22 protein-coding genes are annotated in these 26,609 nt (G+C 35.4%); 10 read left to right on the forward strand and 12 right to left on the reverse strand.

Annotated features, from left to right (window positions below; all coding sequences use genetic code 11):
• Positions 1-4: 4 nt before the first annotated feature.
• The 7 genes from SUDEN_RS07655 to SUDEN_RS07685 all read left to right on the forward strand — a co-directional run bounded on the left by SUDEN_RS07655 (position 5) and on the right by SUDEN_RS07685 (position 7,782).
• Positions 5-1,042 (forward strand): rod shape-determining protein, encoded by a 1,038-nt coding sequence (locus tag SUDEN_RS07655; RefSeq protein ID WP_011373094.1) that lies wholly within the window; start codon positions 5-7, stop codon positions 1,040-1,042.
• Positions 1,035-1,796, forward strand: coding sequence for a rod shape-determining protein MreC (mreC, locus tag SUDEN_RS07660; RefSeq protein WP_011373095.1), 762 nt, complete (start codon positions 1,035-1,037; stop codon positions 1,794-1,796). Before SUDEN_RS07655 ends, mreC begins: the two co-directional genes overlap by 8 nt.
• A 69-nt stretch (positions 1,797-1,865) precedes the next feature.
• Positions 1,866-5,123: a carbamoyl-phosphate synthase large subunit gene (gene carB, locus SUDEN_RS07665; protein WP_011373096.1), complete on the forward strand. Its 3,258-nt coding sequence runs from the start codon at positions 1,866-1,868 to the stop codon at positions 5,121-5,123.
• A gap of 3 nt (positions 5,124-5,126) precedes the next feature.
• Entirely contained in the window at positions 5,127-5,558 is a 432-nt protein-coding gene (locus SUDEN_RS07670; protein ID WP_011373097.1) for a Sua5/YciO/YrdC/YwlC family protein, read from the forward strand.
• Positions 5,555-5,995 carry a hypothetical protein gene (locus tag SUDEN_RS07675; RefSeq protein ID WP_011373098.1) on the forward strand — a complete coding sequence of 147 codons (441 nt, stop codon included), beginning with the start codon at positions 5,555-5,557 and terminating at the stop codon, positions 5,993-5,995. The genes SUDEN_RS07670 and SUDEN_RS07675 overlap by 4 nt, the downstream gene beginning before the upstream one ends.
• Positions 5,995-6,600, forward strand: coding sequence for a hypothetical protein (locus SUDEN_RS07680; RefSeq protein ID WP_011373099.1), 606 nt, complete (start codon positions 5,995-5,997; stop codon positions 6,598-6,600). The genes SUDEN_RS07675 and SUDEN_RS07680 overlap by 1 nt, the downstream gene beginning before the upstream one ends.
• Before the next feature lie 3 nt (positions 6,601-6,603).
• Positions 6,604-7,782, forward strand: a complete 1,179-nt coding sequence (locus tag SUDEN_RS07685; protein ID WP_011373100.1) for a glutathionylspermidine synthase family protein — start codon at positions 6,604-6,606, stop codon at positions 7,780-7,782.
• Between the two features lie 18 nt (positions 7,783-7,800).
• Here SUDEN_RS07685 and SUDEN_RS07690 read toward each other — a convergent pair whose 3' ends face one another.
• From SUDEN_RS07690 to SUDEN_RS07735, 10 genes are all read right to left on the reverse strand, one after another.
• Positions 7,801-9,009, reverse strand: coding sequence for a glucose-6-phosphate isomerase (locus tag SUDEN_RS07690; RefSeq protein ID WP_011373101.1), 1,209 nt, complete (start codon positions 9,007-9,009; stop codon positions 7,801-7,803).
• Positions 9,010-9,011: 2 nt separating this feature from the next.
• On the reverse strand, positions 9,012-9,851 hold the full coding sequence (gene galU, locus SUDEN_RS07695; protein WP_011373102.1) for a UTP--glucose-1-phosphate uridylyltransferase GalU: 840 nt from the start codon (positions 9,849-9,851) through the stop codon (positions 9,012-9,014).
• Positions 9,852-9,867: 16 nt separating this feature from the next.
• Complete coding sequence (locus SUDEN_RS07700; RefSeq protein ID WP_011373103.1) at positions 9,868-11,967, reverse strand: STT3 domain-containing protein; 2,100 nt, start codon at positions 11,965-11,967, stop codon at positions 9,868-9,870.
• A 13-nt stretch (positions 11,968-11,980) separates the two neighbouring features.
• Positions 11,981-13,033: an aminofutalosine synthase MqnE gene (mqnE, locus tag SUDEN_RS07705; protein WP_011373104.1), complete on the reverse strand. Its 1,053-nt coding sequence runs from the start codon at positions 13,031-13,033 to the stop codon at positions 11,981-11,983.
• A 2-nt stretch (positions 13,034-13,035) separates the two neighbouring features.
• Positions 13,036-14,235 (reverse strand): methionine adenosyltransferase, encoded by a 1,200-nt coding sequence (gene metK / locus SUDEN_RS07710; protein WP_011373105.1) that lies wholly within the window; start codon positions 14,233-14,235, stop codon positions 13,036-13,038.
• A gap of 77 nt (positions 14,236-14,312) precedes the next feature.
• On the reverse strand, positions 14,313-15,875 hold the full coding sequence (gene lsrK / locus SUDEN_RS07715; protein WP_011373106.1) for an autoinducer-2 kinase: 1,563 nt from the start codon (positions 15,873-15,875) through the stop codon (positions 14,313-14,315).
• Positions 15,876-15,891: 16 nt separating this feature from the next.
• Positions 15,892-16,146, reverse strand: a complete 255-nt coding sequence (locus SUDEN_RS07720; RefSeq protein WP_011373107.1) for a BrnA antitoxin family protein — start codon at positions 16,144-16,146, stop codon at positions 15,892-15,894.
• Positions 16,124-16,441, reverse strand: coding sequence for a BrnT family toxin (locus SUDEN_RS07725; protein WP_011373108.1), 318 nt, complete (start codon positions 16,439-16,441; stop codon positions 16,124-16,126). The genes SUDEN_RS07720 and SUDEN_RS07725 overlap by 23 nt, the downstream gene beginning before the upstream one ends.
• A gap of 198 nt (positions 16,442-16,639) precedes the next feature.
• Complete coding sequence (locus tag SUDEN_RS07730; RefSeq protein ID WP_011373109.1) at positions 16,640-16,972, reverse strand: hypothetical protein; 333 nt, start codon at positions 16,970-16,972, stop codon at positions 16,640-16,642.
• Between the two features lie 203 nt (positions 16,973-17,175).
• On the reverse strand, positions 17,176-17,463 hold the full coding sequence (locus tag SUDEN_RS07735) for a putative quinol monooxygenase (RefSeq protein WP_011373110.1): 288 nt from the start codon (positions 17,461-17,463) through the stop codon (positions 17,176-17,178).
• A gap of 86 nt (positions 17,464-17,549) precedes the next feature.
• Here SUDEN_RS07735 and SUDEN_RS07740 point away from each other — a divergent pair, with 86 nt between their 5' ends.
• From SUDEN_RS07740 to SUDEN_RS07750, 3 genes are all read left to right on the forward strand, one after another.
• Positions 17,550-20,063 (forward strand): HD domain-containing protein, encoded by a 2,514-nt coding sequence (locus SUDEN_RS07740; RefSeq protein ID WP_011373111.1) that lies wholly within the window; start codon positions 17,550-17,552, stop codon positions 20,061-20,063.
• Positions 20,063-21,877, forward strand: coding sequence for a glutamine--fructose-6-phosphate transaminase (isomerizing) (gene glmS, locus SUDEN_RS07745; RefSeq protein ID WP_011373112.1), 1,815 nt, complete (start codon positions 20,063-20,065; stop codon positions 21,875-21,877). Before SUDEN_RS07740 ends, glmS begins: the two co-directional genes overlap by 1 nt.
• A 96-nt stretch (positions 21,878-21,973) precedes the next feature.
• Positions 21,974-23,821, forward strand: coding sequence for a GGDEF domain-containing protein (locus SUDEN_RS07750; protein ID WP_011373113.1), 1,848 nt, complete (start codon positions 21,974-21,976; stop codon positions 23,819-23,821).
• A 59-nt stretch (positions 23,822-23,880) separates the two neighbouring features.
• Here SUDEN_RS07750 and SUDEN_RS07755 read toward each other — a convergent pair whose 3' ends face one another.
• Entirely contained in the window at positions 23,881-24,987 is a 1,107-nt protein-coding gene (locus tag SUDEN_RS07755) for an Mrp/NBP35 family ATP-binding protein (protein ID WP_011373114.1), read from the reverse strand.
• Positions 24,988-25,074: 87 nt separating this feature from the next.
• A complete protein-coding gene (thiC, locus tag SUDEN_RS07760) occupies positions 25,075-26,457 on the reverse strand; it encodes a phosphomethylpyrimidine synthase ThiC (RefSeq protein WP_011373115.1) in 1,383 nt (460 codons plus the stop codon).
• Positions 26,458-26,609: the final 152 nt, after the last annotated feature.

Genomic DNA, 26,609 nt, shown 5'->3' on the forward strand with positions numbered 1-26,609 from the left:
AATAATGATATTTAACAAACTAATTGGTCTTTTTTCAAATGATTTATCCATCGACTTAGGAACAGCAAATACGATTGTAATTGCTAAAGGCAGAGGCATAATAATAAATGAGCCCTCAGTAGTTGCTGTAAAAACTGGAAAGTTTGGACATCAAAGAGTTTTAGCAGTTGGTCATGAAGCAAAAGAGATGGTTGGCAAAACTCCTGGAAATATAAAAGCTATTCGTCCTATGCGTGATGGTGTCATAGCAGATTTTGATATGACTGAAAAAATGATTAGAAAATTTATCGAAAAAGCGCATGGAAGAAGCTCTCTTATAAGTCCTAGAATTATTATCTGTGTTCCTTATGGATTAACTCAAGTTGAGAGAAAAGCTGTACGTGAATCTGCTCTTAGCGCAGGTGCTCGTGAAGTTTTTCTTATAGAAGAGCCAATGGCTGCAGCAATTGGAGCTGGAATAGATATACGTGAACCTCAAGGAAACTTAGTCGTTGACATCGGTGGTGGTACTACAGAGATAGGTGTTGTCTCACTTGGTGGTTTAGTTCTCTCAAAATCAATTAGAACAGCAGGTGACAAGATCGATCAGGCAATTGTAAACTATGTAAGAAGAAAATATAATCTTTTAATAGGCGAGAGAATCGCTGAAGAGATAAAGATAAATATTGGAACAGCAGTTACCCTTGATGAAGAGCTAAAGATGGTAATTACTGGCAGAGATCAAGTTGAAGGGCTTTTAAGTTCTGTTGAGCTAACAAGTGAAGATGCTAGAGAAGCGATGAAAGAGCCTCTCAAAGAGGTTGCAGAAGCACTTCGTGACGTGCTAGAGCAGATGCCTCCAGATTTGGCAGGTGATATAGTAAATCATGGGATAATCTTAACAGGAGGTGGAGCACTTATCCGTCAACTAGATAAGTATCTCTCAGATATTATCAAAATCCCTGTATATGTTGCAGATGAGCCTCTGCTTGCTGTTGCAAGAGGAACTGGACGCGCATTAGAAGAGATAGATTTACTACAAGAACTTTTTGAAAATGAATAAGGGGCTTCTTAGCTTTTTTTTAATCTTTACTGCACTCATAATGGGTGCACTCTATTATACTGATGTTATACAATCTCCTTTTATATCTGTATTAAATAAAATCAAAACCAACTATCACACCTCTAGTGAATTTATAGAAATTCAAGTAAAAAAACACTTTTTTCAGGCAGAACATATCGTAGAACTTAGTGAAAAGGTAAAAAAATATGAAAATAATTGTCTTGTAATTGAGCAGTTGTCATACGATCTTAACAATCTTTTTTTAGAGAGTCACTCAGAGCTAAAAGTTGAACCAAATGTAGAGCTAGTTAGAACAATCTCATATCAAAAATTTGGCGATTTGAATAGAGTATGGCTTGAAATAAACGATTATAACGCTTCAAAAATTCACGGTCTTGTATATAACAATCTTGTTGCTGGAATTGTTATCTCCCAAAATGGAAGACCGCTTGGGCTTTTAAACAGCGATTTAAAAAGTTCTTATGCTGTTTATGTTGGAGAACAAAAAGCCCCAGGTATAGTTCATGGAAATAATTCAAACCATCTTATTGTAAAATTTATACCTGCATGGTTTTTAATAAATAAAGGTGATAAAGTTATAACTTCTGGACTAGATGAGATTTTTTTTGAGGGTTTAGGTGTTGGTATTGTGGTCTCTGTTACGAAATCGCAAGGGTATCAGAGTGCGGTTGTTGAACCTTTCTATAAAGCAAATGCTCCAAACTACTTTCATATGATTAAAAAAGTCAAATAACTCATCAAATTTTAAGTGCCCTTTACCTATAATAAACAAATTTTTATGTACAAATATTAAAGGTAAACAATGCCAAAACGCACTGACATTCATACTATTTTACTTATTGGTTCAGGTCCGATTATTATCGGTCAAGCTTGTGAATTTGACTACTCTGGAACGCAAGCTGTTAAAACTCTAAAAGAGTTAGGTTACCGTGTGGTTCTTATCAATTCAAATCCTGCAACTATTATGACAGACCCTGAATTTGCAGATAGAACATATATAGAGCCTATCAGAGAAGATATAATTGCTAAAATCATAAAAGATGAAAAAGTTGATGCTGTTTTACCTACAATGGGTGGACAAACTGCACTTAATGTTGCCACTAGCATGTATAAAAAAGGTATGTTAGAGGGTGTGGAGTTCTTAGGTGCATCTCCAGAGGCTATTCATAAAGGTGAAGACCGCTCAGCTTTTAACAAAGCTATGATTAAAATAGGTATGGATTTACCAAAAAGCCGTAACGCTTATAGTGTTGAGGAGGCTTTGGAAGTTGCACTTGAGATAGGTTTTCCAGTTATAAGCAGAGCCTCGTTTACACTAGCTGGTGGCGGAAGCGGTGTGGCATACAACATGGAAGAGTTCAAAATACTGGCACAAGAAGGTATCTCTGCATCTCCAGTTAGTGAAATAGAGATTATGGAGTCAATGCTCGGTTGGAAAGAGTACGAGATGGAGGTTATCCGAGATAAAGCGGATAACTGTATTATCGTCTGCTCAATTGAGAATTTTGACCCAATGGGCGTTCACACTGGCGATAGCATAACTGTTGCGCCTGCACTTACTCTAACAGATAAAGAGTACCAAAGAATGCGTGATGCCTCTTTTGATATTTTAAGAGAGATTGGTGTTGATACTGGTGGAAGTAACGTTCAATTTTCAATTGACCCTAAAACTGGACGTATGATTGTTATTGAGATGAACCCTCGTGTTTCTCGCTCTTCTGCTCTTGCTTCTAAAGCTACTGGCTATCCAATCGCAAAAGTAGCAACACTTTTAGCTGTTGGTTTTACTCTTGATGAAATTACAAACGACATTACAGGCACTCCTGCGTCATTTGAACCTGTAATTGACTATGTTGTTACAAAGATACCTCGCTTCACTTTTGAGAAATTCCCAGAAGCACAAAGCACTCTAAGCACAAGCATGAAGAGTGTTGGCGAAGTTATGGCGATAGGGAGAACTTTTAAAGAATCTATCCAAAAAGCTCTATGTTCACTTGAGACTGGACTTTGTGGTTTTGACCCGATTGACGCTGATTTTGATTTTATTAAGCATGAAATTCGCCGTCCAAATGCAGATAGAATTTTATATGTTGCAGAGGGATTCCGTCGTGGAATGAGCATAGAAGAGATGTTTGACACATGTAATATAGACCCGTGGTTTTTGTATCAAATTGAAGAGATGATAAAAGTAGAATCAATCATTGATAAAAAAATATTAAGCGATGAGACATTTATGCGAAGTGTAAAAGTTGACGGTTTTTCAGATAAAAGAATAGCTCAATTAATAAGTCAAAAATCAGAAACAAAGATAACGGAAGATGATGTCTATAAAGCTAAAAAAACTTTAGGCGTAAACTTAGAGTATAACGAGGTTGACACATGTGCTGCAGAGTTTGAAGCGCTTACTCCATACCTCTACTCAACGACTAACATAACAAAGCTTCCAAATGTAAAAAACAGAGTAAGCGAGGCGAAAAAAGTTCTAATTTTAGGCGGTGGACCTAACAGAATAGGACAAGGCATTGAGTTTGACTACTGTTGTGTTCATGCTGCATTTGCGCTCAAAGAGATGGGCATTGAGACTATCATGTACAACTGTAATCCTGAAACTGTATCAACAGATTATGATACTTCAGATGTACTCTATTTTGAACCTATCGATTTTGAACATGTTAGAGAAGTCATTGAAAATGAGAAACCAGATGGTGTAATAGTCCATTTTGGCGGACAAACTCCTCTAAAGTTAGCAAATGCTCTTACTAAAATAGGAGCAAATATAGCTGGAACTCCATCACATGTAATTGATTTAGCAGAAGATAGAGAGCAGTTTTCCAACTTTGTAAACTCTCATGGATTAAAACAGCCTGCAAATGGTCTTGCTCGTACAAAAGATGAAGCTCATGATATAGCATTAAGACTTGGTTTTCCTGTTTTAGTTCGCCCATCTTATGTTCTTGGCGGGCGTGGCATGAGAATCGTCTATTCACAAGAAGAACTGCGCCAATATATGGACTTAGCTGTACTTGTTAGTAACGATGCTCCAGTACTTGTAGATAAATTTTTAGATCAGGCAATTGAACTTGATGTTGATGCAATTTGTGATGGCGTAGATGTTTACATCGGTTCTGTTATGCAGCATATTGAAGAAGCTGGTATTCACTCAGGGGACAGTGCATGCTCACTCCCTCCTGTCAGTCTCTCAAAAGAGCTAATAGATCAAGTTGAAGCACAGACAAAAACTATAGCACTTGGTCTTGGTGTTCGTGGTCTCATGAATGTTCAGTACGCAATCTATCAAGATGAAATTTATCTCATAGAAGTAAATCCTAGAGCTAGTAGAACTGTTCCTTTTGTTAGCAAGGCAACTGGTATGCCTCTTGCAAAAGTTGCAACTCGTGTAATGGTTGGAGAAACTCTAAAAAATGCTCTGAACTACTATGACAAGTACAACATTGTTATGGAAGAAAATGGACTCTTAAAACCTCGATTAAAAGGTCATATCTCTGTTAAAGAGGCAGTATTTCCTTTCCATAAACTATATGGCGCAGATTTAGTTCTAGGACCTGAAATGAAATCAACTGGTGAAGTTATGGGCATTAGCTCTAACTTTGGAATCAGTTTTGCAAAGGCTCAAATAGCTGCTGGAAACAGAATTGTTACAGAGGGAACCTGCTTTTTATCTTTTGTAGATACAGATAAAAAATATGCTTCTGAAATCGCAAGCGCTCTTCATAGACATGGCTTTAAACTTCTTGCTACAAAAGGGACACAAGCATCAATTGAAGAAGCTGGGATTCCTTGTGAAGTAGTTTTAAAGATTTCGGAGGGTCGTCCAAATATTGAAGATAGCATGAAGAATGATGCAATCGATATGGCGATTAATACATCTGATAACAATACTTCAAAAAAAGATGCTATTGTTATTCGCCAAGAAGTTCTAAAGAGAAACATACCTTACTTTACAACACTAAGCGCAGCAAGAGCACTTATTTTAGCTCTTGATGAGATGAAAAATGACTCTTGGACTTCTTCAAGGGCTCTGCAAGATTTTTTAGCATAAAAGATGAGTGTAATACTTACCCAAACCGACACTACTGTCGGTTTTCTCTCACAAAATTCACGAGAATTGTATGAGATAAAATCCCGCCCTCAAACAAAACCATTTATAAAAGTTTTTAGAGATTTTAAGAGTTTTATAAATGATTTTAAAAGGGTGCCAAATAGCAGAAAAAATTTAGTTCGCCGCTCAAAAAAAACATCATTTATTATTAATAACTTCTCATTTAGAGTAGCTCTTTTGCCTCTAAATTCTCAGATATTAAGAGATGCTCCATGGTTTTATTCAACTTCTGCAAATAGAAGCGGCGAGAGATTTGATAGAGATTTTTGTGAATCAAAAGCTGATATAATAGTAGAAAACATAGAGCTCTTAGTTGAAAACGCCTCTTCAAAACTTCTAAGAATCAACTCTAAAAAACTAAGAAGGTTAAGATGAGCAAAGCATTTCAAGCACTATTGACAGGTATGTTTATCACTTTCATACTAGATTTTTTTCTTTTTTTAGGAGTTTTGCTTCACTATATAGAATTTTATAAAATAGACCTCTATTACAATATTTTATTTGTAGATAACCAAAACTGGTATCTATTTTTCTCACTCTCTATAATTTTTGGATGGATGGTTATCTATATAAAAAACTACAAAGTTTCTCTCATACCAATAGTCATAATATCTATATTTACTTTTGTTACATTATTTGAAGATTTTGGTTATATGGTGGGAGAGATGATGTTTATGAAAGAAAACATTACTCTGCGTAGTGCAAAATTTACATATATAGGCAATATTATCTATGAGGGAAGAGAAGAGATTACTTTCTATCGTAGTGATATTTCTAAAATAGTAACTTTAAAGAAAAAGGATTTGATTTAATGAAACATATATACTCAATAACAAATGGTGTAGCACTTGGAAGTGCTGGTATAGCTATGATGAGCGTTCTAAGCGGATGTGAATCAAGCAGCCAACAACAAGAGCAGCAGCAAGGGCAACAACAACAGCAAGGGCAACAACAAAATAAATTTCTAGTCATTGAGCAACAAGCGGATGGAAAATATGTTGTGATTGAGGAGATGCCAACTGAGGGTCCAAGTAGAGCAATTATTCGTGAGTTAGATGCAAATGGAAATAAAACTGAGCGCTTTATGAGTGAAGAAGAGATGAAAGCTCTAGCAGAACAGGAGTATAAAAAAGTTCAAGATGGTACATCCGAGACACTAAGCAGTAACGAAGGAAGTGCTGGAATGGGACTAGCGGGAACTATCCTTGCAGTTGCTGCGGGTTCACTTTTGGGAAATATGATAGGAAATGCTTTGATGAATAACAAAAATTTTGCATCAAAATCATCCTCTGTAAATAAAAGCGCTTATTCTCGTCCAGCTAGTGGCGACTCAAAGAGTGGCTCATCCTCTGCTAAAAAGAGCTACTTTGGTGGCTCTAGCAGTTCAACACCTTCTAATCAATCATACGGGAGCTAACTTTTGATAAATTTAACTAAAATCAAACCTCTAAAACCAGCACAACTAGAAGAGTTAGGATTTACATGGCATACTGATAGCGATGAGAGCAACTATATAAGTGACACTCTTGTAAACATAACACATGATGAAGCTGAGGCTTACTATGAAGCTGCAAATGAGATATATGACATGTACGCAAAAGCAGCCGAATATGTTATAGAAAATAATCTTTTTTTTGAACTAGGGATTCCTTTTAATCTGATAGAGGCGATTAAGAAGAGTTGGGAAAATGATGTTCATTGGCATATCTACTCTAGATTTGACTTCGCTGGAGGAGTTGATGGAGCGCAAATAAAACTCTTAGAGTTTAATGCAGACACACCAACATCACTCTTTGAGACCGCACTCTTACAGTGGGGTTTACTAAAGAGCAACAATATGGACGAATCAGAGCAGTTCAACAATGTATATGAAGCTATAAAAGAGAATTTTAAGCGCCTTGTTACCCTTTTTGAAGATACAGAGCTTTTTGATGAGAGATATGATGGCTGGAAAATACTATTCTCTTCAATAGCTGGCAATGACGAGGAAGAGGCAACTACAAGGTTGCTTCAACAGATTGCGACAGACGCTGGATTTAATACTGGTTTTGAGTATCTTGGAGATGTTAAGTTTGATGAAGATGGAATCTATGATAGAGATGACAACCAGTATGAGTACTGGTTTAAACTCTACCCTTGGGAAGATATCGCAACTGATGAGCCTGAGCTTGCTACAATGCTAACAACTATTATGCAAAATCAAAGCGCAATCATATTAAACCCTGCATATACTCTTCTTTTTCAATCAAAAGGGATGTTGAAAATTTTATACGATCTTTTTCCTGATTCGCCTTATCTTCTAAAGAGCTCCTTTGAGCCTCTTAGAGGAGTAAAACAGGTTCAAAAAAGTGTTTTTGGAAGAGAGGGAGCAAACATAGCAATAATAGATATAGATGGAACAGTGCTTCAAGAGCAAGATGGTCCATATAAAAATCATAAAAAGATATATCAAGAGTATGTTGAACTAAACAGAGATTCTAGCGGAGCAAAATACCAAGCTGGAGTTTTCTTTGCTTATGAGGGAGCTGGAGTTGGTTTTAGAAAAGGAGATGAGATTTTAAACAATATGAGCAAATTTGTAGGGCATGTTTTAGTCTAAACATACCCATTTTTTTTCTTATCTACCTGTTTGGAGCTTCTCTTTAAGTATAACTTTTCCAGCCTCAACACCAGGTTGGTTATAAGCATCTATATACATAAACTTAGCACAAACAGAAGTAAGCAGTTCATACTCATACATAAGTGCTGCTATGCTTCTCTCGCTCACTCTATCTATCGTTATAACATCACATGGAATATCACCCAAATTTCTTATAGACTCTATTGTCGCATCTGCTTGTTTGTTTATAAGATATGCGAACTCTATATTATCTATATAGTTTAACTCTTCTAGACCCCTTAGCTCAACTTGAGGAATTTTTAGGTTATTTTCAAAATCATTAACTTTTATAACAGTGACTGTCTTATCACGTCTCCCCTCAACAATGAGCTGTAAAAAAGAGTGCTGATCAATGGGGCCAATAATTCCGATTGGAGTAAGTCCCTGTCTTGTAGAGTTTATATCAACTTTGCCCAAACTCTCACCCCAAAGTTGTATATACCAGTTATTAAAACCATCAAGTCTTGATGAATAAGAAAAAAGTACATTTATATTGAAACTGTTTTTATACTCTACAAAAAATCTAGCCTTCTTTACTATCCTCTCGTATGTATCTTCTTTGTTGAAAAATGAGTCATAAGCAGTTTTTGCACCAAATAAAAGCTCATCAATATCTATGCCAACAATAGCTAAAGGAAGAAGTCCAACAGCACTAAATACTGAGAATCTTCCACCTACATTTTTTGGTATCTCAAAACTTTTTATATTATTTGCTTTTGCATACTCATTTAACTTTGAATCACTCTCTGTTATTACAACGCTATTATTTTTATCACATGTAACTAAAGAGTTTATATATTTAAAAATAGATACAGTCTCTATTGTAGTTCCAGACTTTGATATAACAATAAAGAGAGTATCTTCTAAATCTATATTTTTTATCTTTGATTGTATATCTATTGGGTCTGTTGTCTCTAAAAAGTGGAGCTTTTTTGTTAGATTTTTAGAGTATTTTAAAAATTTATAGATTGCATAAGTTCCAAGCGTACTTCCACCTATTCCAATTACTACAATATTTTTTTGATTAACGCTTGAAGCGTACTCTTTTAGTGCAGAGGTCTCTTGATGAACAAGATTATAGTAACCTATATGTTCTCTCTCTGCTTGTATCTGAGTAAATACATCCTCATCTGAAATAGAGGGGTTAAAGTTGTGTTGATATTGCATCTCTACTCTTGAGTTTTATTGTAAAAAAAGTTTGTAGCCTTTACAAAACCATCCACACTTCCACAATCAAATCTTTTTCCTTTAAATTTATATGCTATTACTCCACCCGTTTTTGCTTGCGTTAAAAGTGCATCAGTTATCTGAATCTCTCCACCTTTTCCAGGTTTAGTATCTTCTAGAATATCAAAAATATCAGGTGTCAATATATATCTTCCAATTATCGCTAAGTTTGAAGGAGCATCTTTACTCTCTGGTTTTTCAACCATATTCGTTACTCTAATAACGCCATCTTCTTCTTCATGTCCCGCAATTACTCCATATTTATTACTATGTTCTAGCGGAATCTCTTCAACAGCTACAATAGAGCATCTATATTTTTCATACAATTTTACCATTTGTGTCAAAACAGCCTCACCATCATTATCACACAAGTCATCTGCTAAAATTACTGCAAAAGGTTCATCTCCAATAAGTGTTTGTCCTGTCCAAATAGCATGACCCAACCCTTTCATTTCGCCTTGTCTTGTGTAACTGATAGTACAATTTTTAACAATATCACGTATCTCTTTCATCAGTATCTCTTTAGAAGTTCCATCTATCTGATGCTCAAGTTCAAACGATCTGTCAAAGTGATCTTCAATTGCTCTTTTTCCACGACCTGTTACTATTGCCATGGTATCTATTCCTGCTTCTCTAGCCTCTTCCACACCATATTGTAAAAGCGGTTTTGTAAGGATAGGAAGCATCTCTTTTGGGATTGCCTTTGTAGCTGGAAGGAACCTTGTTCCATAACCCGCTGCTGGGAAAAGGCATTTTCTTATTTTCATATTCTCTTTTGGCATATTTTAGCCTCTATAATTAAATTTTTAACTTATATACTTTTGCATGAGGGGTTATAATAACCTCTTCGAATAGCATTTTATCATACTCTTGCAAAACAGATAACTGAATATACACAGAGTTGTAAGTTTTCTCATCAACAACTAAAAAAGTGTTGTAACTTGACATAAAAATTAGGTTTAATTCACCATTTGGATTTACAAGTTCTACCTCTTTTGTAAACTTCATATTTTTATCATAAGCACTCTGGATTACCCTTTTTATGGGCACTTTGTTGTTATTAATATTTACACTAAACTCTTTTAAATCGACTACTACACCCTGAGAAAGATTTAATATATTTTGTTCTTGCCTAAACTGTTTTGTTGCGTAAAAAAAAGAGCGATTTTTCATATTTCCATTCATTAAATCAAGATTTGAGAAAATTTCAACAGTTGGGTATATATCTAGCATTCTATGTGGAAGATAAAAGTAGATATCTCTTGTTTTTTTAGGAAGTTCAATCTCTCCTTCAAGAGAGAGTAAAAAGTCATTTGTATCACTAAAACCATACTCTTTTGTCATTTTTTCTATATTTGAAAACATCGTTGGATTTTTATCTTCAAAAGAGTTCTCACTATACTCAACATCAAGTCTGGCAAGTTTTGCTGATACATCTTGAGGATTTGTAAGCATAAAACTAACAGGAAAATTTACATCTCCTCTATGTTTTCCCCCATCTATTAGAGTCTTTACATCGCTATAGTATCTTATTGGATACCCATAATCCCACCATGCAACAACATAATCTTCTCTATTAGCTTTTCCTCTTAGCATATCTAGCACTTTTACCTCATCTGCATTAAAAACAGTTGGAACTCTGTATGCCTCAATGTGAACTATGTTTGGAAGTAAAATGAGGAGTGTAAGAGCACTCATGGAGAAAACTTTGACTCTTCTATTTGGCATAAATCTAGCAATCTCGCTAATCAAAAAGGCGACTCCAAAGGCCAAGACTGGAACCGCATAGATAGTAAATCTAAGCCCTCCCACATAAGCTAAAAATCCAAGTCCAATTAATGGAAGTCCAAAGAGCATCACTTTGTGTTTATATACCAGATAGATATATCCAATAATGGAAGCTAAAAATGTTATAACATGCCCGCTGATACGATTTGCGAAAGTTATAAAAGGTATATTTGCAGCCTCTCTAATTGTCTGCTTTACAGAGTAAAAGTGAAGCTTAAGACCCTCTTGTCCCACACTTATCGCATCTTTAAAGACATATCCACTAAGTTGTTCCCATATTGGATTAAACCCGCCAGAGACAAAAAACAGAACAATAGAGAACGCCAAAACTGAGTGCACATATCTATCATACTTCTCTTGCTTATACATGTAAAAGGCTATTAGAACAAAAATGGCTCTTATATACCCCTCAAAACCAACCATTGCAAACATCATAATAGCTAGCAGTTTATAGTTGTAACTATTTTTTCTCTCATATAAAAGAGTGTAAAGAAGTATAAGAGCAAAAAATGCGCTCTCAAGCGAATAACTTTGTGGATACCACCATCTGTAAATTAAAATATCAACTGCTGTGATTAATAAATATTTATCTTGATTTGTTCTAACTGCCCAGATAATAGACCATAGCAAAAACATAGGAAGTACAATGTTTAGCATGTCTGTATCATAGTAGCCTATCATAGTTCTATTGTAGTAACTATGAGCGATGCTAGCTAGAAGTGCAGCTATAAATCCCATCTCCAAATTATCTATACTCTTAGCTATTAGAATTATAGGAATAACTATAAGTGAACCAAGAAAAACAGGCATAAAGAGGATAACGCTCTCAAAAGAAAAAGGCAAGATGTATGCAAAAAGAGCGCTCAACTGTGATGCTGCAAGATCGACTGCAGAGAGATCGTTATCTTGATGAACTCCAGCTAAAATATCTCTAGCACCCTCTGCCCAGTAATAGCCATCATTTGTGTTTATCATAAGCTGAGCATTAAATCTAAAAGGCTCATAATCTACGAACTGATAAAACCAAATCATCCTAATTGCAACAGAAAAAAGAAAAGCTAAAGCTATATATAGAAGTGTAACTTTTGTCTCTTTTGTAAATGTTAGCACACTCTATCCTTGATTATATTTCGTTATAAAGGCTATCTCTCTCAACAGGTATAAAACCACTGTTTTTTATAAGCGCTCTAAAATCTTCAAGCTTTACGCCATTTGCGCTCTTTGCCCCTGCTGCGGAGTTTATGGACTCTTTTTCTATCGTACCATCTAAATCATTTGCACCAAACTCTTGAGCAACGAGGGCTAAATTTACAGTTGAAGTAACCCAATATGCTTTTAAATTAGCAACATTATCTAAAACTATGCGGCTTATCGCCATAGTTTTTAATATCTCATTTGCAGTTATTGGCTCTTTTATATTTAAGTAGTTATTCTCAGTTTGATATACAAGTGGGATAAAGCAGTTAAAACCGCCTGTCTTGTCTTGAAGTTCTCTTATTCGCATCATATGATCTATGCGATGGGCACGACTCTCTATGTGCCCAAAGAGCATAGTAACATTGCTTTTTTTGCCTCTCTCATGCCATTTTCTATGAATCTCAAACCATTGATCAGATGTAACTTTACCCTTGCAGATAAAATCTCTTACCTTCTCATCAAATATTTCAGCCCCGCCACCAGGCATTGAATCAACACCGTTTTCAACCATCAAATCAAGAATCTCATCATAACTTTTACCATATTGACGAGATAAAAAATCGACCTCAGCAGCAGTTAAAGCTTTTACATGTAGATGCGGATAAGCTGTTTTGATTTTTTTGAAAATCTCTAAGTACCAATCCATTCCAGTATTTGGATTATGAGCTGAAACTATATGAACCTCTGTTGCACCACGAGAGTCAATATCTTTAACAATTTCCATGATTTGATTATGCGTCATTGTGTATTGGTTTGGATTTTTTCTAGTTGCTGAGTATGCACAAAACTTGCAAACATCAGCGCAAACATTGGTAGGATTTATATGACGGTTAATATTGTAATAACTCTTTTTTCCATGCTTTTTTTTACGAATGGAATCTGCTAAATCCCCAAGTTCAAAAAAATCCATCTCATAAAGCAAGAGAGCTTCATCAAAGTCGATTCGCTCACCTCTTGTAATCTTATCTCTTAAACTCATGACTATTTTAATGCCTCAAATTTATCTAACTCATCTAACTTTTCCCACGGATAGTCACTTTGACCAACTTGTCCACGAGCCGCAACATCTGCATAAAGAAAGGTCTCTTTAGATGGATAATCAAGGGAAAATTTACGAGTAATCCAATTTGGAGTTAATGGAAAATTTTGTAGTACAAATTCTGAGAGTTTATCATCATCAACCCCTTTTATAGCCGTTCCATAAGTATCAACCGCAATAGAAGTAGGGCGTGCTACACCTATGGCATAAGAGATTTGAACAAGTGCTTTTTTTGCAAGTCCAGCAGCAACTATATGTTTAGCAATCCATCTAGCAGCGTAAAGCCCGCTTCTATCAACTTTTGTATAATCTTTTGAGCTCTGCGCTCCACCACCAATTGGTGCATATCCACCAAAACTGTCAACTATAAGTTTTCTTCCCGTAAGTCCAGAATCATGCAGTGATGAGTGAGAGACATACTTGCCAGTTGGGTTTATGTGGACAATACAATCATTTTTGTTATAAAGCTCACTTGGGAGTCCAGCTTCATCAATCAAACTTTGAATCAAGGTTCTAACTGTTTTTATATCCATAGTGTTTACACATGGAGCAGAGACTACAATAGTGTGAATTTTCTGTGGTTTACAATTCTCAAAATTCTCTTTTTTACCATAATCCATAGTCACCTGAGTCTTTATATCAACACCCAATTTTGAAGGATTTTCTTTTGCAAAATTATAAACTTTCTCCATCAAAACTCTTGCATAAGTTATAGCACTTGGCATATAGTTCCCAGTCTCAATGTCCGCATAACCAAACATAATTCCTTGATCCCCTGCTCCAACTTCACCATCTTCTTTATCAACACCTTGATTTATATCTGGAGATTGGGAGTTTAGAAGAACTTGAAGCTCTACCTCTTCTGGGTGAAGACACTCCTCTTTTGTAAAGTATGGATTGCCATCATAACCGATGCCAACAAGTGCGTCATGAACAATTTTTTTGTACTCTTCTGTTGTTACTCTAGTCTTTGAGGTAACTTCGCCACCAATAATTATATGTTTTCCAGCAACAAAAACTTCTGACGCAACTCTTGATTTTGGATCACCAATAATGAGCCTATCAACTATGCTATCTGCAATAATATCCGCACACTTATCTGGATGTCCAGGGCTAACTACTTCACTCGTAAATAAATACATACATTTCCTTGAATTATTATCAGCATACAGAGATGTCTCTTTGTACACTAGTTTGCAAAGCCCCTTTTGATATTGACCTAAAGGCCAGGTGCTCTCCACATTGAAGTCGTAATACTATCATCTACTAACTTTAATTGTACTGCATACGCTTTTTCAAACTTGATTTTTATCTCATCATAAATTTTTTTATTTTCCATATTTGGCTCATATACTCTATCCCAGACAACTAGCTTTTTTGCCGCCTCTGTTATATCTTTGTATATTCCAATCCCAACTCCAGCAGCCATGGCACCGCCAAGCGCTGTTGCTTCTGTAACACGAGGAATTTTCACTCTACATCCAGTTACATCAGAGAGGATTTGAGGCCAAAGCAAACCCTTAGAAGCTCCTCCTGCAAAAACTATAGTATCAAGTTCTACGCCTGTAAAATCTCTAATTTTATCAAGATTTATGGATGAGACTATAGCGGCATTTTCTTGCAAACTTCTAAACATAGAGGCTCGATTACAAAGTTCTGGGTTTATATTAAGGTTTAAAAAGCTTGGAGCCGCATGGTACCATTTACCATACTTCATGGAGTCTGAAAATATAGGCAAAATTCCATAAGAGCCAACGGGAACCCTTGAAGCTTTTTCTTCTAGAAGTGCGTAAACGTCAACGCCCTTCTCTTTAGCTTCAAGCTTCTCCATGTCACAAAACGCATCTCTAAACCATCTCATAACAAGACCGCTAAAAAAGGTAATGCCTTCTGCTTGTGATTGATTTGAGACTACATGTGGATTTACTCTTATGCCCATGTCAAGCGGCGGAGGCGTATTTTTATCTATATTTACAACCTGCTGCCAAAAAGAACCGCCTAAAATAGCGGCTTGTCCGACATCCACAACGCCTAAACCAGCTGAACCTAGCTGAACATCGCCGCCGCCCATAACCACTTTTGTATTTACCGACAATCCGCTCTCTTTTGATGCCTTGTCTGTAACGCTTCCCATAAGAGTTCCTACTTCTAAAACTTTTGGAAAAATATCGTCTTTTAAACCGACTTTTTTTGACATGTCACTTGCCCAATCACGGTTTTTTAAAGAGAATATCCCGGTAGTTCCACCGTTACTAGGATCAGTTGCTATAACTCCACAAAGTCGTGCCAATATCCAGTCGCCTATCATGGAAACTTTAGCTACTTTTTCGTACATGTCAGGTCTGTTGTTTTTAAGCCACATGATGCGAGGAAGCGCACCCAGAGCAAAAGTCTGTCCCGACTCTGCGTAAAACTCCTCTTCAATTACTCCAAAATTCTCTTTTAAATAGCGTACCTCTTTGTCCGCTCTTGCGTCAACATTTGCAACTGCCCAAAGTTCATCTCCGTCTTTGTCGTAAAGCACTATCCCCTCGCGCATACTTGTAGCACTCAAAGCCGCTATATCATCTCCGCTTAGATTTGCACGCTCTAAAGAGTCTCTTATGCACTGACATGTAAGAGTCCAGTTTGCTTTAAAATCAAAACTCATGGAGTTTGGTACGCCCTCTTCTTCCAAATGCGTCCACTCTTTTTGTGCAACACTTATCTGATTTCCCGACATGTCAAATATAACTGCTCTAACACTCCCCGTTCCTGCGTCTATTGCCATTAAATATTGCATATTTTTTTCCTAATATCTAAGATACAGAGAGTTCTTTTTGAAGTAACATTTTTATAAATGACTGATAAGGAATATCCAGTGCATTTGCTCTTACTTTTATGGTCTCAAGCATATCTTCAGGAAGTCTTAGCGATATAGTTTTTGTACTTTTTTTAAGCTTGCTAAAGCGTACAACTTTTGCACTTTTGACATCAAAAAAATCAGTGACATCATTTTTTTCCCAAAATGCCATCTCTTCGTTTTGGTCTTTAAATTTTGGTAAAGTTTTCATATAAAATTTTCTCCTTTTTGCTCATAGGTCTTGCAGATATGACCCTTATTTTATTTTTTCGTTTTGTAAATATAACCGTCGCAAGCTGTTTCTCATTGGTATATCCAAGCACTACACATCTACACTCATCATCAGATGAATGGCTTTTATCTTCAAGCAAAACCAATGGCTCATTAAAGAAAATCTCCTCTATGATTTGCCATTTTAAACCATGTTTTATCTCATTTTTAAGAATATTTCCATCATCCCACTCAAAGCCGACCAACTCATCTAAGTCTAAACATTCAAACGCCATAGATTCCCTTTGTGTATATTGTGATTATATACATTTAAAAATAAATTGTCAAAATAAATTTTATCTCCAACCATTGCACAGCCTCATCAACATTTTTGGTGTCAGCCACCATTTTGTAGCGTTAGCGATAGTGTAGGAGAGACGCTACAAAGCGTGAATGAGAAACATTCTATGAGAGTTTAGACTCTCATAGTTGGGTTAAAATCCAAAAAAAGCCAAAACATTTGCTGCTGCTGGAATAGAAAATATCACACCCCACAATAGCCACCAAATTTTTATAAATTTATTTTCTTCTTTAAGCGCGCCATATATTACTATAGCTCCTGCTCCTGATATGATAATTAAAGCCAATGGATTAGCTGCTTTTCCAAAAATAGCCAACATTACTGCAAGGAAAAACAATATCACAAATGGGCCTTTAATATGGTCTCTTATTTCTTTTTTTCTCTTCTCTTCTTTGCTTATTAGTTTACCATCGTGCCAAACCTTATCACTCTTTAAGTTCTCGCTGTTTTCAGTTAGCTTTTCCATATCGTGTCCTTTTTTCTATCACGATGTCGTGATAATTAATATATTGTAATTGTATAATATTTTATTTTGTTTTGTGTATTAATTTGAGTGTCAGCCACCATTTCATCAAGAGCTTTTGCAAGAGCTTTTGTGACCACATGTTAAAGCATGTTAGGTGCATTCGCAATGACGGTCATTGCGAATGCAAATGAAGTAAATTTAGCTTACCCCAAAACCTCTAACTCGTCGCTGTATTTGTCTTCGCAGTACTGCTCGTAGCTTGATTTATAAACTTTATAGTGCTCAGAATTTCTATGCCCGTCAAGTGCCGCTTCATCTCTCCATGTCTCAACCGCAAAAAACTTCTCAGGTCTGTCTTTGCATTGAAAAATATCGTAAAATATGCAGCCGTCTTCCGCTTTAGAAGGTTTTACCATAGCAGTTAAAAGCTCTTTCATCTTTTTTACACCATCTTTTTTTGCTATAAATGTCACTTTTTTAGTAATTGTCATCTCTTCTCTCTTATTGCTTGATTGATTTTTAATCAGAGGATTATATCGAATTTGATTATAATAGGAAAAAAGTTAAGGTTATTGATTTGGATATAGTTTTAGATATTGAAAATATTATAGAGCAAAATGGAAGTGATTTTGAGCTCTCTAAACTTTTTAAAATATATATAAATGAGTATAAAAACTCTTTGTCTGAGCTTTTTAAAAAGAGTCAAGGAAAAGATTTTTTAGTTCGTCATACAAAACAACTCGACTCTATTATCTCTTTGATGTACAAAACAATCTTAAGACGTATATTTGGCAATTATATACCTATGAGAAGCTCTATTCCCATAGCTATTGTAGCTCTTGGAAGTTATGGCAGAGAGCAGTTGTGTGTTCATAGCGATATAGATTTACTTATAGTTTATGAGAAAATTGATGGGTTTAATAGCGAACTTATCATAGAGAAATTTTTCTATCTTGCTCTTGATGCTGGGCTTAAGTTAGGACATAGAGTACATGTAGTAGATGACCTCTTTCTCTCAAGTAAAGAGGAAATTACTATTAGAACAGCTTTAATGGAAGCGAGGTTTATAACAGGTTCAACTCTAACATGGCACAGCACTACAAATGTACTAACTAAGATACGTCTGCACAACCAAAGAGAGTTTATACTAGCAAAGATAAACGAATCTCAGCTAAGACATAAAAAGTACCCACAATCGATGCAACCAAATATAAAAGAGAGTGCAGGAGGACTTAGAGACTCAAATCTTCTCTTTTGGATAGCACAAACCATTTATGGCGTTAAAACGTTAAAAGATTTAACTGGCTCGCTATTTTTAGATGAGGAGTATAAAGATTATAGGATTGCCTTAGAGCTGCTCTTTCGTGTTAGAAGCGCTCTTCATCTAATTACAAAAAAACATGAAGATAGGCTTTTGCTTGAGCTTGTACCTGAAGTAAGTGCTATGCTTGGATTTAAAAACCATACAAAAATGGTAACTAAAGTTCTTGAAGCGCAGTGGCGTATAAGCAACTTTACTCAGATTTTTGTAAAAAAAATGGCAAGAGAGTTTATAACTGACATGTCACAATTTGCAAAAATAAAAAAAGGGCGGATTTGTAGAGGTATTTATCTCATTGATGATGTAGTTTATGCCTCTTACAACATACCAATTTTACCACTAAATAGACTACTTGAAATTTTAGTTATGCTTGAAGACAAACCATATAAATTTGACGCTGGATTTTTAAATCAACTAACATACGCAAAGATACAATACCCACTCACATCAAAGAGCTATAGCATTTTAAGAGAATTTTTTAAGAAAAACTACATGTATGAATTCTTAAAGCTTTTTTATGACGCAGGAGTTCTTCATCATCTATTTCACAGTTTTAAAAAAGTGCATCATCTACCGCAGTTTGACGGATATCATCACTACCCTGTAGATATTCACTCCATAAAATCAGTTCAAGCCTTAGAAAACATTCAAGACTCTTTTATAAAAAATATTTATGACTCTCTTAGTGAAAACGATAAATTTCTTCTAAAAATTATAACTTTTTTTCATGATAGCGGAAAAGGCAGAAATCAAGACCATAGCGAAGTTGGCGCAAAACTAGTAGCGCTATTTGCAAAAAAAATAAAGCTCAAAGATGAAGATATCCAAAGGTGCATTACACTTGTAAAACATCATGTAACTATGAGCAACATCGCTTTTAAAGAAAATATCCACAATGAAAAAACTCTATATAAATTTATGTCAAATATAGAAGATGTAAAAAATCTAAAACTTCTTTATATCCTAACTTATGCTGATATAAATGGTGTTGGAGAAGGAGTTTTTAACTCTTTTAACTCAAATCTTCTTTATGAACTTTACATAAATACACTTGAAGCCGCTGAGAATTTTGGAAGAATAAATGATGCAACAAAGAGAATAAATATAGAAAAACGCTTAGCAAAGCTTCCAGAATTTCTAAAACTCCCTAGAGTTTTGAGAAATAAACTCCTACATGTAGAGTCTGAACTCTTCTTTTTTAAACACTTACCACTTGATATTATAAAAATTGCAACTATTGCAAAAGAGACTCAAAGATATAACTTCTCAATCAATACCCAAAAATCACTAAGCATAGAGATTTATAGAAAAATACCCCTAAACATCGGCTATCTTCTAGCAATGCTTAGCCACCTTGATGTAGCTTCAATGGAGATTTTCACACTTTTTGATGATTTGAAATACTTTAAGATAGAGTTTATAGAGCATGTTGATGAGAGCGATGCCTTTCATATAGAAGAGATTATAAACAATGCTTTTGACATGAACAGACATGTCAGACTAAAAAACGTAAAGATTTATCCAAAAGAGATACAAATAGATTGTGAACACTCACTCACTTACGCTGAAATCACAGTTAACACACAAAATCAAAAAGGGCTCTTAGCTTATATAATGGAGTGTTTTGAGGAGTTAAACATAAATATTGTAACTGCAAAAATACACAGTACAAAGCATAAAGTAAGAGATAGCTTCTTAATCGAGAAACAAAACGATATATGCAATAATGTCGAGAAAATATATAAAACATTGATAACTAAAGGCAAGTAATGTGCGGAATTGTTGGATATTTAGGCAAAAAAGAGACTAAAGAGATTTTATTGGATGGGCTTAGAGAGCTTGAATATCGTGGGTATGACTCAGCTGGAATAGCAGTTTTAGAAAATGGGCACTTCTCAAACTTCAAAGCAGTAGGCAAACTCATAAACCTTGAAGAAAAAACTAAAAATTTTAAAACAGATGGTTTTGCAATTGGCATTGGTCATACAAGATGGGCAACACATGGAAAACCAACAGAGTTAAACGCTCATCCGCATTTGGGGGAGAGCTCTTATGTAGTTCATAACGGAATTATAGAGAACTACGCAACTCTTAAAAAAGAGCTTCAAAATAGTGGAATAACATTTTTAAGTCAAACAGATACAGAGGTAATCGTTCATCAATTTGAGAAGAATCTCAAATTATGCAAAGATAGTTTTGAAGCTTTTGCTAAAACTATAAAAGAGCTACATGGTGCTTATGCTATCTTGCTTGTAACAAAGTCAAATCCTGAGACAATCTTTTTTGCAAAACATGGCTCACCTATGCTTGTTGGTATAAATGATGAAGATGAGAAGTATTTTGCCTCTTCTGACACTCCTCTAATTGGGCATTGCAAAAGTGTCTCTTATTTTGAAGATGGAGACTATGGGTATGTAACTTCTGATGAGATAACCATTTTTAATGCACTTGATATAAAAAAAGAGGCTAAATTTTCTGCTCTCTCACAAAACAAACTTCTTGCTCAAAAAGATGGTTTTAGATTTTTTATGGAAAAAGAGATTTATGAGCAGAGCGTTGTTATCTCAGACACACTCATGGGAAGATTAAGAGAAGATGAAGTTGTTTTTGATGAGCTTGACTCTACTCTCTTTGATGGCATAAATGAGATAAAACTTTGTGCATGTGGAACTTCTTACCACTCGGCTATGAGTGCTTCTTATCTGTTTGAGCGTTATTCAAAGATAAAAACATCACTAGAGATTGCAAGTGAGTTTAGATACAGAGAACCAATTATGACAAAAGATACGCTCTTTGTAGCAATCTCTCAAAGCGGTGAAACTGCCGATACACTTGAAACGTTAAAGATGGCAAAAGCAGCTGGGCTTAAAACTCTTGTAATCTGCAACGTTGATAACTCCTCTATGGTAAGAGTCGCTGATGCTGCAATTCTTACTCGTGCTGGAATAGAAAAAGGTGTAGCTTCGACAAAAGCATTTGCAACTCAAGTAGTTGTTTTTTGGATGCTCTCTTTATATGTAGCCAAACTCAAAGGTTCACTTACAAAAATGGAGATTGCTGCACACATCTCAACTCTTAGAGAAGTCCCCTCACATGTAAAAGTGGATGATGAGATGCATGAGCGCATCAAAAGGGTTTCTAAAAGATATCTTCATGGGCATGGATTTTTCTTTATCGGTAGAGATATATTTTATCCCTTAGCCTTAGAGGGTGCTCTAAAATTAAAAGAGATTTCATATCTCCACGCAGAGGGTTATCCTGCTGGAGAGATGAAGCATGGTCCTATTGCACTAGCTGATCCTGAGCTTTTTACTATTGCGCTACTGCCAAAACATCTTCACTATGAAAAATCAAAAAGCAATGTTGAAGAGTTAAGTGCTAGAGATTCTACTATCTGTGCAATTAGTCAGATTCCATTTGATAAAGCGGATGATTTTATAGAGATTACTACATGTGAGAGTTATATGCTTGAGTTTTTTGAGATGATGGTAGTTGTCCAACTTCTCTCATTAGAAATTTCTATAAGATTGGGAAATGACGTTGATATGCCTAGAAATCTAGCGAAAAGTGTTACTGTAGAATAATTGATAATAATTATTTCTTATTTTCATATAAAATTTATACTTTCTTAGCTATTATTTAGCAAAATATTAGATTAAATTATTATAAAGTGATTTCACATGACAACAAAATCAAAGCTTCTTTTAGTCGTAACCATAATGCTATTGGGGCTTACCGCAGCTACAATTGTAAATATAGCCCTTAATTTTAGAGAGTACAGCATAAAAAGTGCTACAGATAAAGCTGAGATGGCTGCAAATATAGTTAAAGATGGCATCACGGCTCATATGGTTAATGGAATAATGGATAAAAGAGAGTATTTTTTAAACCAAATATCAAGCACTGGAAGTGTAGAGTTCTTAAGACTCATAAGAAGTCAGGGTGTTATAAAGCAGTATGGAGACGGCTTAGATAAAGAAAATACTAAAGATACCATTGATGAAGAGGTTTTAAAAACAGGTGAGCCTGTAGAGAAGATTACCGAAACTGCAACTAGTACAAAACTTAGAGTTACTATACCTTACAAGGCAACTTCTGACAATACAGTAGCAAGCTGTTTAAACTGTCATAATGTAAACAAGGGAGATGTCTTAGGCGTAATAAGTATGGAGTTTGATATTACAGAAACTAGAAACAGCGGAATGATGACTGTACTAAAAATTCTTGGAATAAATCTTCTATTTATTTTCGTTGTTTTACTATTAATGAATTACTTTGTAACCCCATATATGAAACTTTTTTCAAATCTTCAAGAGGGAATTAAAAAAGCTTACAGCGGGGATTTCTCTCATGAATTTGTATCAAATGTAGGCGGCGATGCTAAAAATGTAGTAAAACAGATGAACTCTTTATTTAGCAAAATGCAAGAAACATTTGGGGATATAAAGTTTAATCTTGCTACTTTTATACCTCAGGGAAGCGTATCAATAAGTGATCCACTACATGAAGCAAAAACTATCATCAGTGAGTTGTCTGATATTTATAAATTTAAAAAGACTATCGAACTTGATGCTTCAAAAAGTGATGTATATATAAGAATAATTGACATTCTTAAACTAAAATACCATGTAGGTCATTTTGCTTTTTATGAAGTCAACAATGTTACATCTGAGAGAAAATTGATATACAGTACTGAAGAAGAAACTATCTGTTTTGAAAAAACTAATAAAAATGCGATGGAGTGCAGAGCGCACAGAACCAATAGTGTTACAATCTCAACAGAATTCCCAAATCTTTGTCGTGCATGTGTAAGTCAAAACCTAGACTATGTTTGTATCCCTTTTAACATAAATCACGATATATCCCTAACGGTCTCTATGACATCTGGAAATAGAGATGAAGTTGATCTTATGAAGAAAAATATCTCAAGTATCAGACACTATCTTGAAGCTGCAAAACCTGTTATTGAGAGTCAAATATTGATGGAAAAACTAAGAGACACTTCTCTTCGTGATGGAATGACAGGACTTTATAATAGAAGATTTTTAGAAGAGATAATCGATAAAATCATGAGTCAAGCAAACAGAAATAAAGAGACATATGCAGTTCTTATGCTCGATGTTGACTTTTTTAAAATGGTAAACGATACTTATGGGCATGATGTGGGAGACAAGGTAATAGTTGCCCTCTCAAAAATATTAAAAAATTCTATCCGTGAGTCTGATTTAGCTATTCGTTATGGAGGAGAGGAGTTTCTTATTCTTCTTAGCAATGCAACAGATGAGGGAATTATGCAAGTTGCAAATAAAATACACTCTAACTTTGCTGCGCTCTCTTTTGATGTTGGAACGTCAGAGACGCTCAAAAAAACCATAAGCATAGGAATATCAAAATTCCCAACAGATGGAGACACTATCTGGAAATGTATAAAATATGCGGACACAGCACTATATGAAGCAAAAAATACAGGAAGAAACAAGATAGTAGAGTTTAAGAAAGATATGTTTAAAAGCGGGGATGAGTTTTAATTTTTAGCAATGCAAGTTAAATTGCATTGCTAATTTTTAAGTTTATCTGAACTTGTAGCTTACACGCTACAAGCAGATACACCTGGAGGAGTTGTTGGCTGAACGCTCTCATTGCTCGCTCCACCTTTTGCATTTACCTCTTCAATAGTTGCCCATACAGAAGCAGCAGCAGCCATATAACGTTTTGCACTCTCACTTGTTGGATTTACAAAAGTGATAGGTTTACCCTCATCCCCGCCAGTTCTAATACTAGGCTCAATTGGAATCTCTGCAATTATCTTTGTATCAAACTCTTTAGCCATAGGACCAGATGTTCCTTTTCCAAAGATATCATACTCTACACCAGTATCTGGAGCGATAAAACCACTCATATTTTCAACTATACCAGCTATTGGAATATTTAATTTTTTAAACATATCTAATGAACGACGAGAGTCATCAAGAGAAACAGTTTGTGGTGTTGTAACAGTAAGACCAGCAGTTACAGGCACGCTTTGAGCCAGTGTTAGTTGTGCATCACCAGTTCCTGGAGGCATATCGATAACTAAAACATCTAAGTCACTCCAAAGAATATCTCTTAAGAACTGCTCAATTGCCTTCATAATCATAGCACCACGCCACATAAGTGATTGTCCTGGCTCCATAAGTGAACCCATTGACATAACTTCAATGCCATAAGCCTTCATAGGAAGAACTTTATTTCCGGTAACCTCAGGTTTTTGATCTTCAATACCCATCATACGAGGGATATTTGGACCGTAAATATCCGCATCTAAAAGACCTACTTTTTTGCCTTGAGCAGCAAGAGCAATAGCTATATTTACAGAAGTAGTTGATTTTCCAACACCACCTTTACCAGAACTTACCATTAAAAAGTTTTTGATGTGTGGAGCGATATTTTTATTTTTCGGCTTTTGAGCCTCAGGCATTTTTGGAGCTTTAACATTTACTACAACAGCCCCTGCGCCAACTGCTTTTAGCTCTTTCGTTGCATCATCCGTAATTTGCTGTGCAACTTCTGGTGCACTAGATGTAATCTCTACATTAAAACTTACATCACTGCCATTTATCTCTATGCTATTTACAAATCCAAAAGTAACGATATCCTTAGTAAAACCAGGATATAAAACTTTTGAGAGTGCTGAATTTACAATATCTTTAGTCATATCTCATATTTTCCTTATATTTTATTTTTTATAACTCTACCATAATTAAATAAGACAAAAATTATCCTATATCAATAATGATGTTTTTTAAGCTCCAAGAGCTTCTCTCTCTTTAACTTCTCTGGCAATTTGCTCTATCGCTTCAGGGTTATCCATAATACTTTGAGTTATTTTGTATGAACAAAATTTAGGTCCACACATCGAACAAAACTCAGCTTCTTTAAATACGTCTTGTGGAAGTGTTTCATCATGGTACTCTCTAGCTCTCTCGCTATCAAGCGCTAATTCAAATTGTCTATTCCAGTCAAAACGATACCTTGCATCACTCATCTCATCATCTATGTCTCTAGCACCTTTACGTCCACGTGCTATATCAGCTGCATGGGCTGCGATTTTATAAGCGATTATTCCCTCTCTTACATCATTTGCATTTGGAAGTCCTAAATGCTCTTTTGGTGTAACATAACATAGCATACTTGCACCATGCCATCCGCCAACAGCCGCTCCAATAGCTGAACTGATATGATCATATCCAGCTGCAATATCTGTAACTAAGGGACCTAATATATAAAAAGGTGCTTCATGACAAAGCTCACGCTGGAGCTTCATATTACGCTCAATCTGATTTAGTGGAACATGACCTGGTCCCTCAATCATAACTTGAACATTTTTCTCCCATGCTCTAAGTGTAAGCTCACCCAAAACTTTAAGCTCGCCTAACTGCGCATCATCGCTAGCATCAGCTAAGCATCCTGGGCGAAGAGAGTCACCCAAAGAGAGTGCAACATCATATCTTGCACAGATGTCTAAGATTTCATCGTACGCTGTATAAAATGGGTTTTCTCTATGATAGTGCATCATCCATGCAGCCATCAAACTTCCGCCACGGCTTACAATTCCCATCTTTCTTTTAGCGATTTTTGGCATAGTTTCTAACAAAAAACCAGCATGTATGGTAAAGTAACTAACACCCTGTTTTGCTTGACGCTCTAGAACTTCAAGCATAACTTCTATGCTTAAATCCTCTATCTTGTTTCCTACATCATGTAAAATTTGATAGATTGGTACTGTTCCAATTGGAATCTTTGAAGAAGCAATTACTGCTTTTCTTATCTCGTCTAAATCACCGCCAGTAGATAAATCCATAGCGGTATCAGCTTTATAATGTTGAGAAACTTGCATTTTTTCAACTTCACCTTGAACATCAGAAGCTATAGCAGATGAGCCGATATTGGCATTTATCTTACATGTAGCAGCTATTCCTATTGCCATGGGCTCAAGCGTTGTATGATTTACATTTGCTGGAATAATCAATCTTCCTCGTGCGATTTCACTGCGAATTAACTCAGGGGAGAGTTTTTCAATTTTAGCAACATACTCCATCTCTTGTGTGATAATCCCTTGCTTTGCGTAATACATTTGCGTCTTTACTGGATCGTCTTTACGCTTCTCTACCCACAATGATCTCATGGTTCTCTCCTTAAAAAATTATATATATCGTATGTTAAGTCATTGGAAATATAATCAAATAAAGTTAATCTAATATTAACTCTATTATTTGATTTAATAATTTATAGTAACAATTGAGTATTGCAAGATAAAAACAAGCTTTTGATGTGTAT

It is taken from the genome of Sulfurimonas denitrificans DSM 1251 (assembly GCF_000012965.1).
Lineage (GTDB): Bacteria > Campylobacterota > Campylobacteria > Campylobacterales > Sulfurimonadaceae > Sulfurimonas > Sulfurimonas denitrificans.

What these genes read in the sequence shown, in the direction of transcription:
- SUDEN_RS07655 (WP_011373094.1), top strand. Translation starts at nt 5, where the DNA reads ATGATATTTAACAAACTAATTGGTCTTTTTTCAAATGATTTATCCATC.
- mreC (WP_011373095.1), top strand. Translation starts at nt 1,035, where the DNA reads ATGAATAAGGGGCTTCTTAGCTTTTTTTTAATCTTTACTGCACTCATA.
- carB (WP_011373096.1), top strand. Translation starts at nt 1,866, where the DNA reads ATGCCAAAACGCACTGACATTCATACTATTTTACTTATTGGTTCAGGT.
- SUDEN_RS07670 (WP_011373097.1), top strand. Translation starts at nt 5,127, where the DNA reads ATGAGTGTAATACTTACCCAAACCGACACTACTGTCGGTTTTCTCTCA.
- SUDEN_RS07675 (WP_011373098.1), top strand. Translation starts at nt 5,555, where the DNA reads ATGAGCAAAGCATTTCAAGCACTATTGACAGGTATGTTTATCACTTTC.
- SUDEN_RS07680 (WP_011373099.1), top strand. Translation starts at nt 5,995, where the DNA reads ATGAAACATATATACTCAATAACAAATGGTGTAGCACTTGGAAGTGCT.
- SUDEN_RS07690 (WP_011373101.1), bottom strand. Translation starts at nt 9,009, where the DNA reads ATGCAATATCAACACAACTTTAACCCCTCTATTTCAGATGAGGATGTA.
- galU (WP_011373102.1), bottom strand. Translation starts at nt 9,851, where the DNA reads ATGCCAAAAGAGAATATGAAAATAAGAAAATGCCTTTTCCCAGCAGCG.
- mqnE (WP_011373104.1), bottom strand. Translation starts at nt 13,033, where the DNA reads ATGAGTTTAAGAGATAAGATTACAAGAGGTGAGCGAATCGACTTTGAT.
- metK (WP_011373105.1), bottom strand. Translation starts at nt 14,235, where the DNA reads ATGTATTTATTTACGAGTGAAGTAGTTAGCCCTGGACATCCAGATAAG.
- lsrK (WP_011373106.1), bottom strand. Translation starts at nt 15,875, where the DNA reads ATGCAATATTTAATGGCAATAGACGCAGGAACGGGGAGTGTTAGAGCA.
- SUDEN_RS07720 (WP_011373107.1), bottom strand. Translation starts at nt 16,146, where the DNA reads ATGAAAACTTTACCAAAATTTAAAGACCAAAACGAAGAGATGGCATTT.
- SUDEN_RS07725 (WP_011373108.1), bottom strand. Translation starts at nt 16,441, where the DNA reads ATGGCGTTTGAATGTTTAGACTTAGATGAGTTGGTCGGCTTTGAGTGG.
- SUDEN_RS07730 (WP_011373109.1), bottom strand. Translation starts at nt 16,972, where the DNA reads ATGGAAAAGCTAACTGAAAACAGCGAGAACTTAAAGAGTGATAAGGTT.
- SUDEN_RS07735 (WP_011373110.1), bottom strand. Translation starts at nt 17,463, where the DNA reads ATGACAATTACTAAAAAAGTGACATTTATAGCAAAAAAAGATGGTGTA.
- glmS (WP_011373112.1), top strand. Translation starts at nt 20,063, where the DNA reads ATGTGCGGAATTGTTGGATATTTAGGCAAAAAAGAGACTAAAGAGATT.
- SUDEN_RS07750 (WP_011373113.1), top strand. Translation starts at nt 21,974, where the DNA reads ATGACAACAAAATCAAAGCTTCTTTTAGTCGTAACCATAATGCTATTG.
- SUDEN_RS07755 (WP_011373114.1), bottom strand. Translation starts at nt 24,987, where the DNA reads ATGACTAAAGATATTGTAAATTCAGCACTCTCAAAAGTTTTATATCCT.
- thiC (WP_011373115.1), bottom strand. Translation starts at nt 26,457, where the DNA reads ATGAGATCATTGTGGGTAGAGAAGCGTAAAGACGATCCAGTAAAGACG.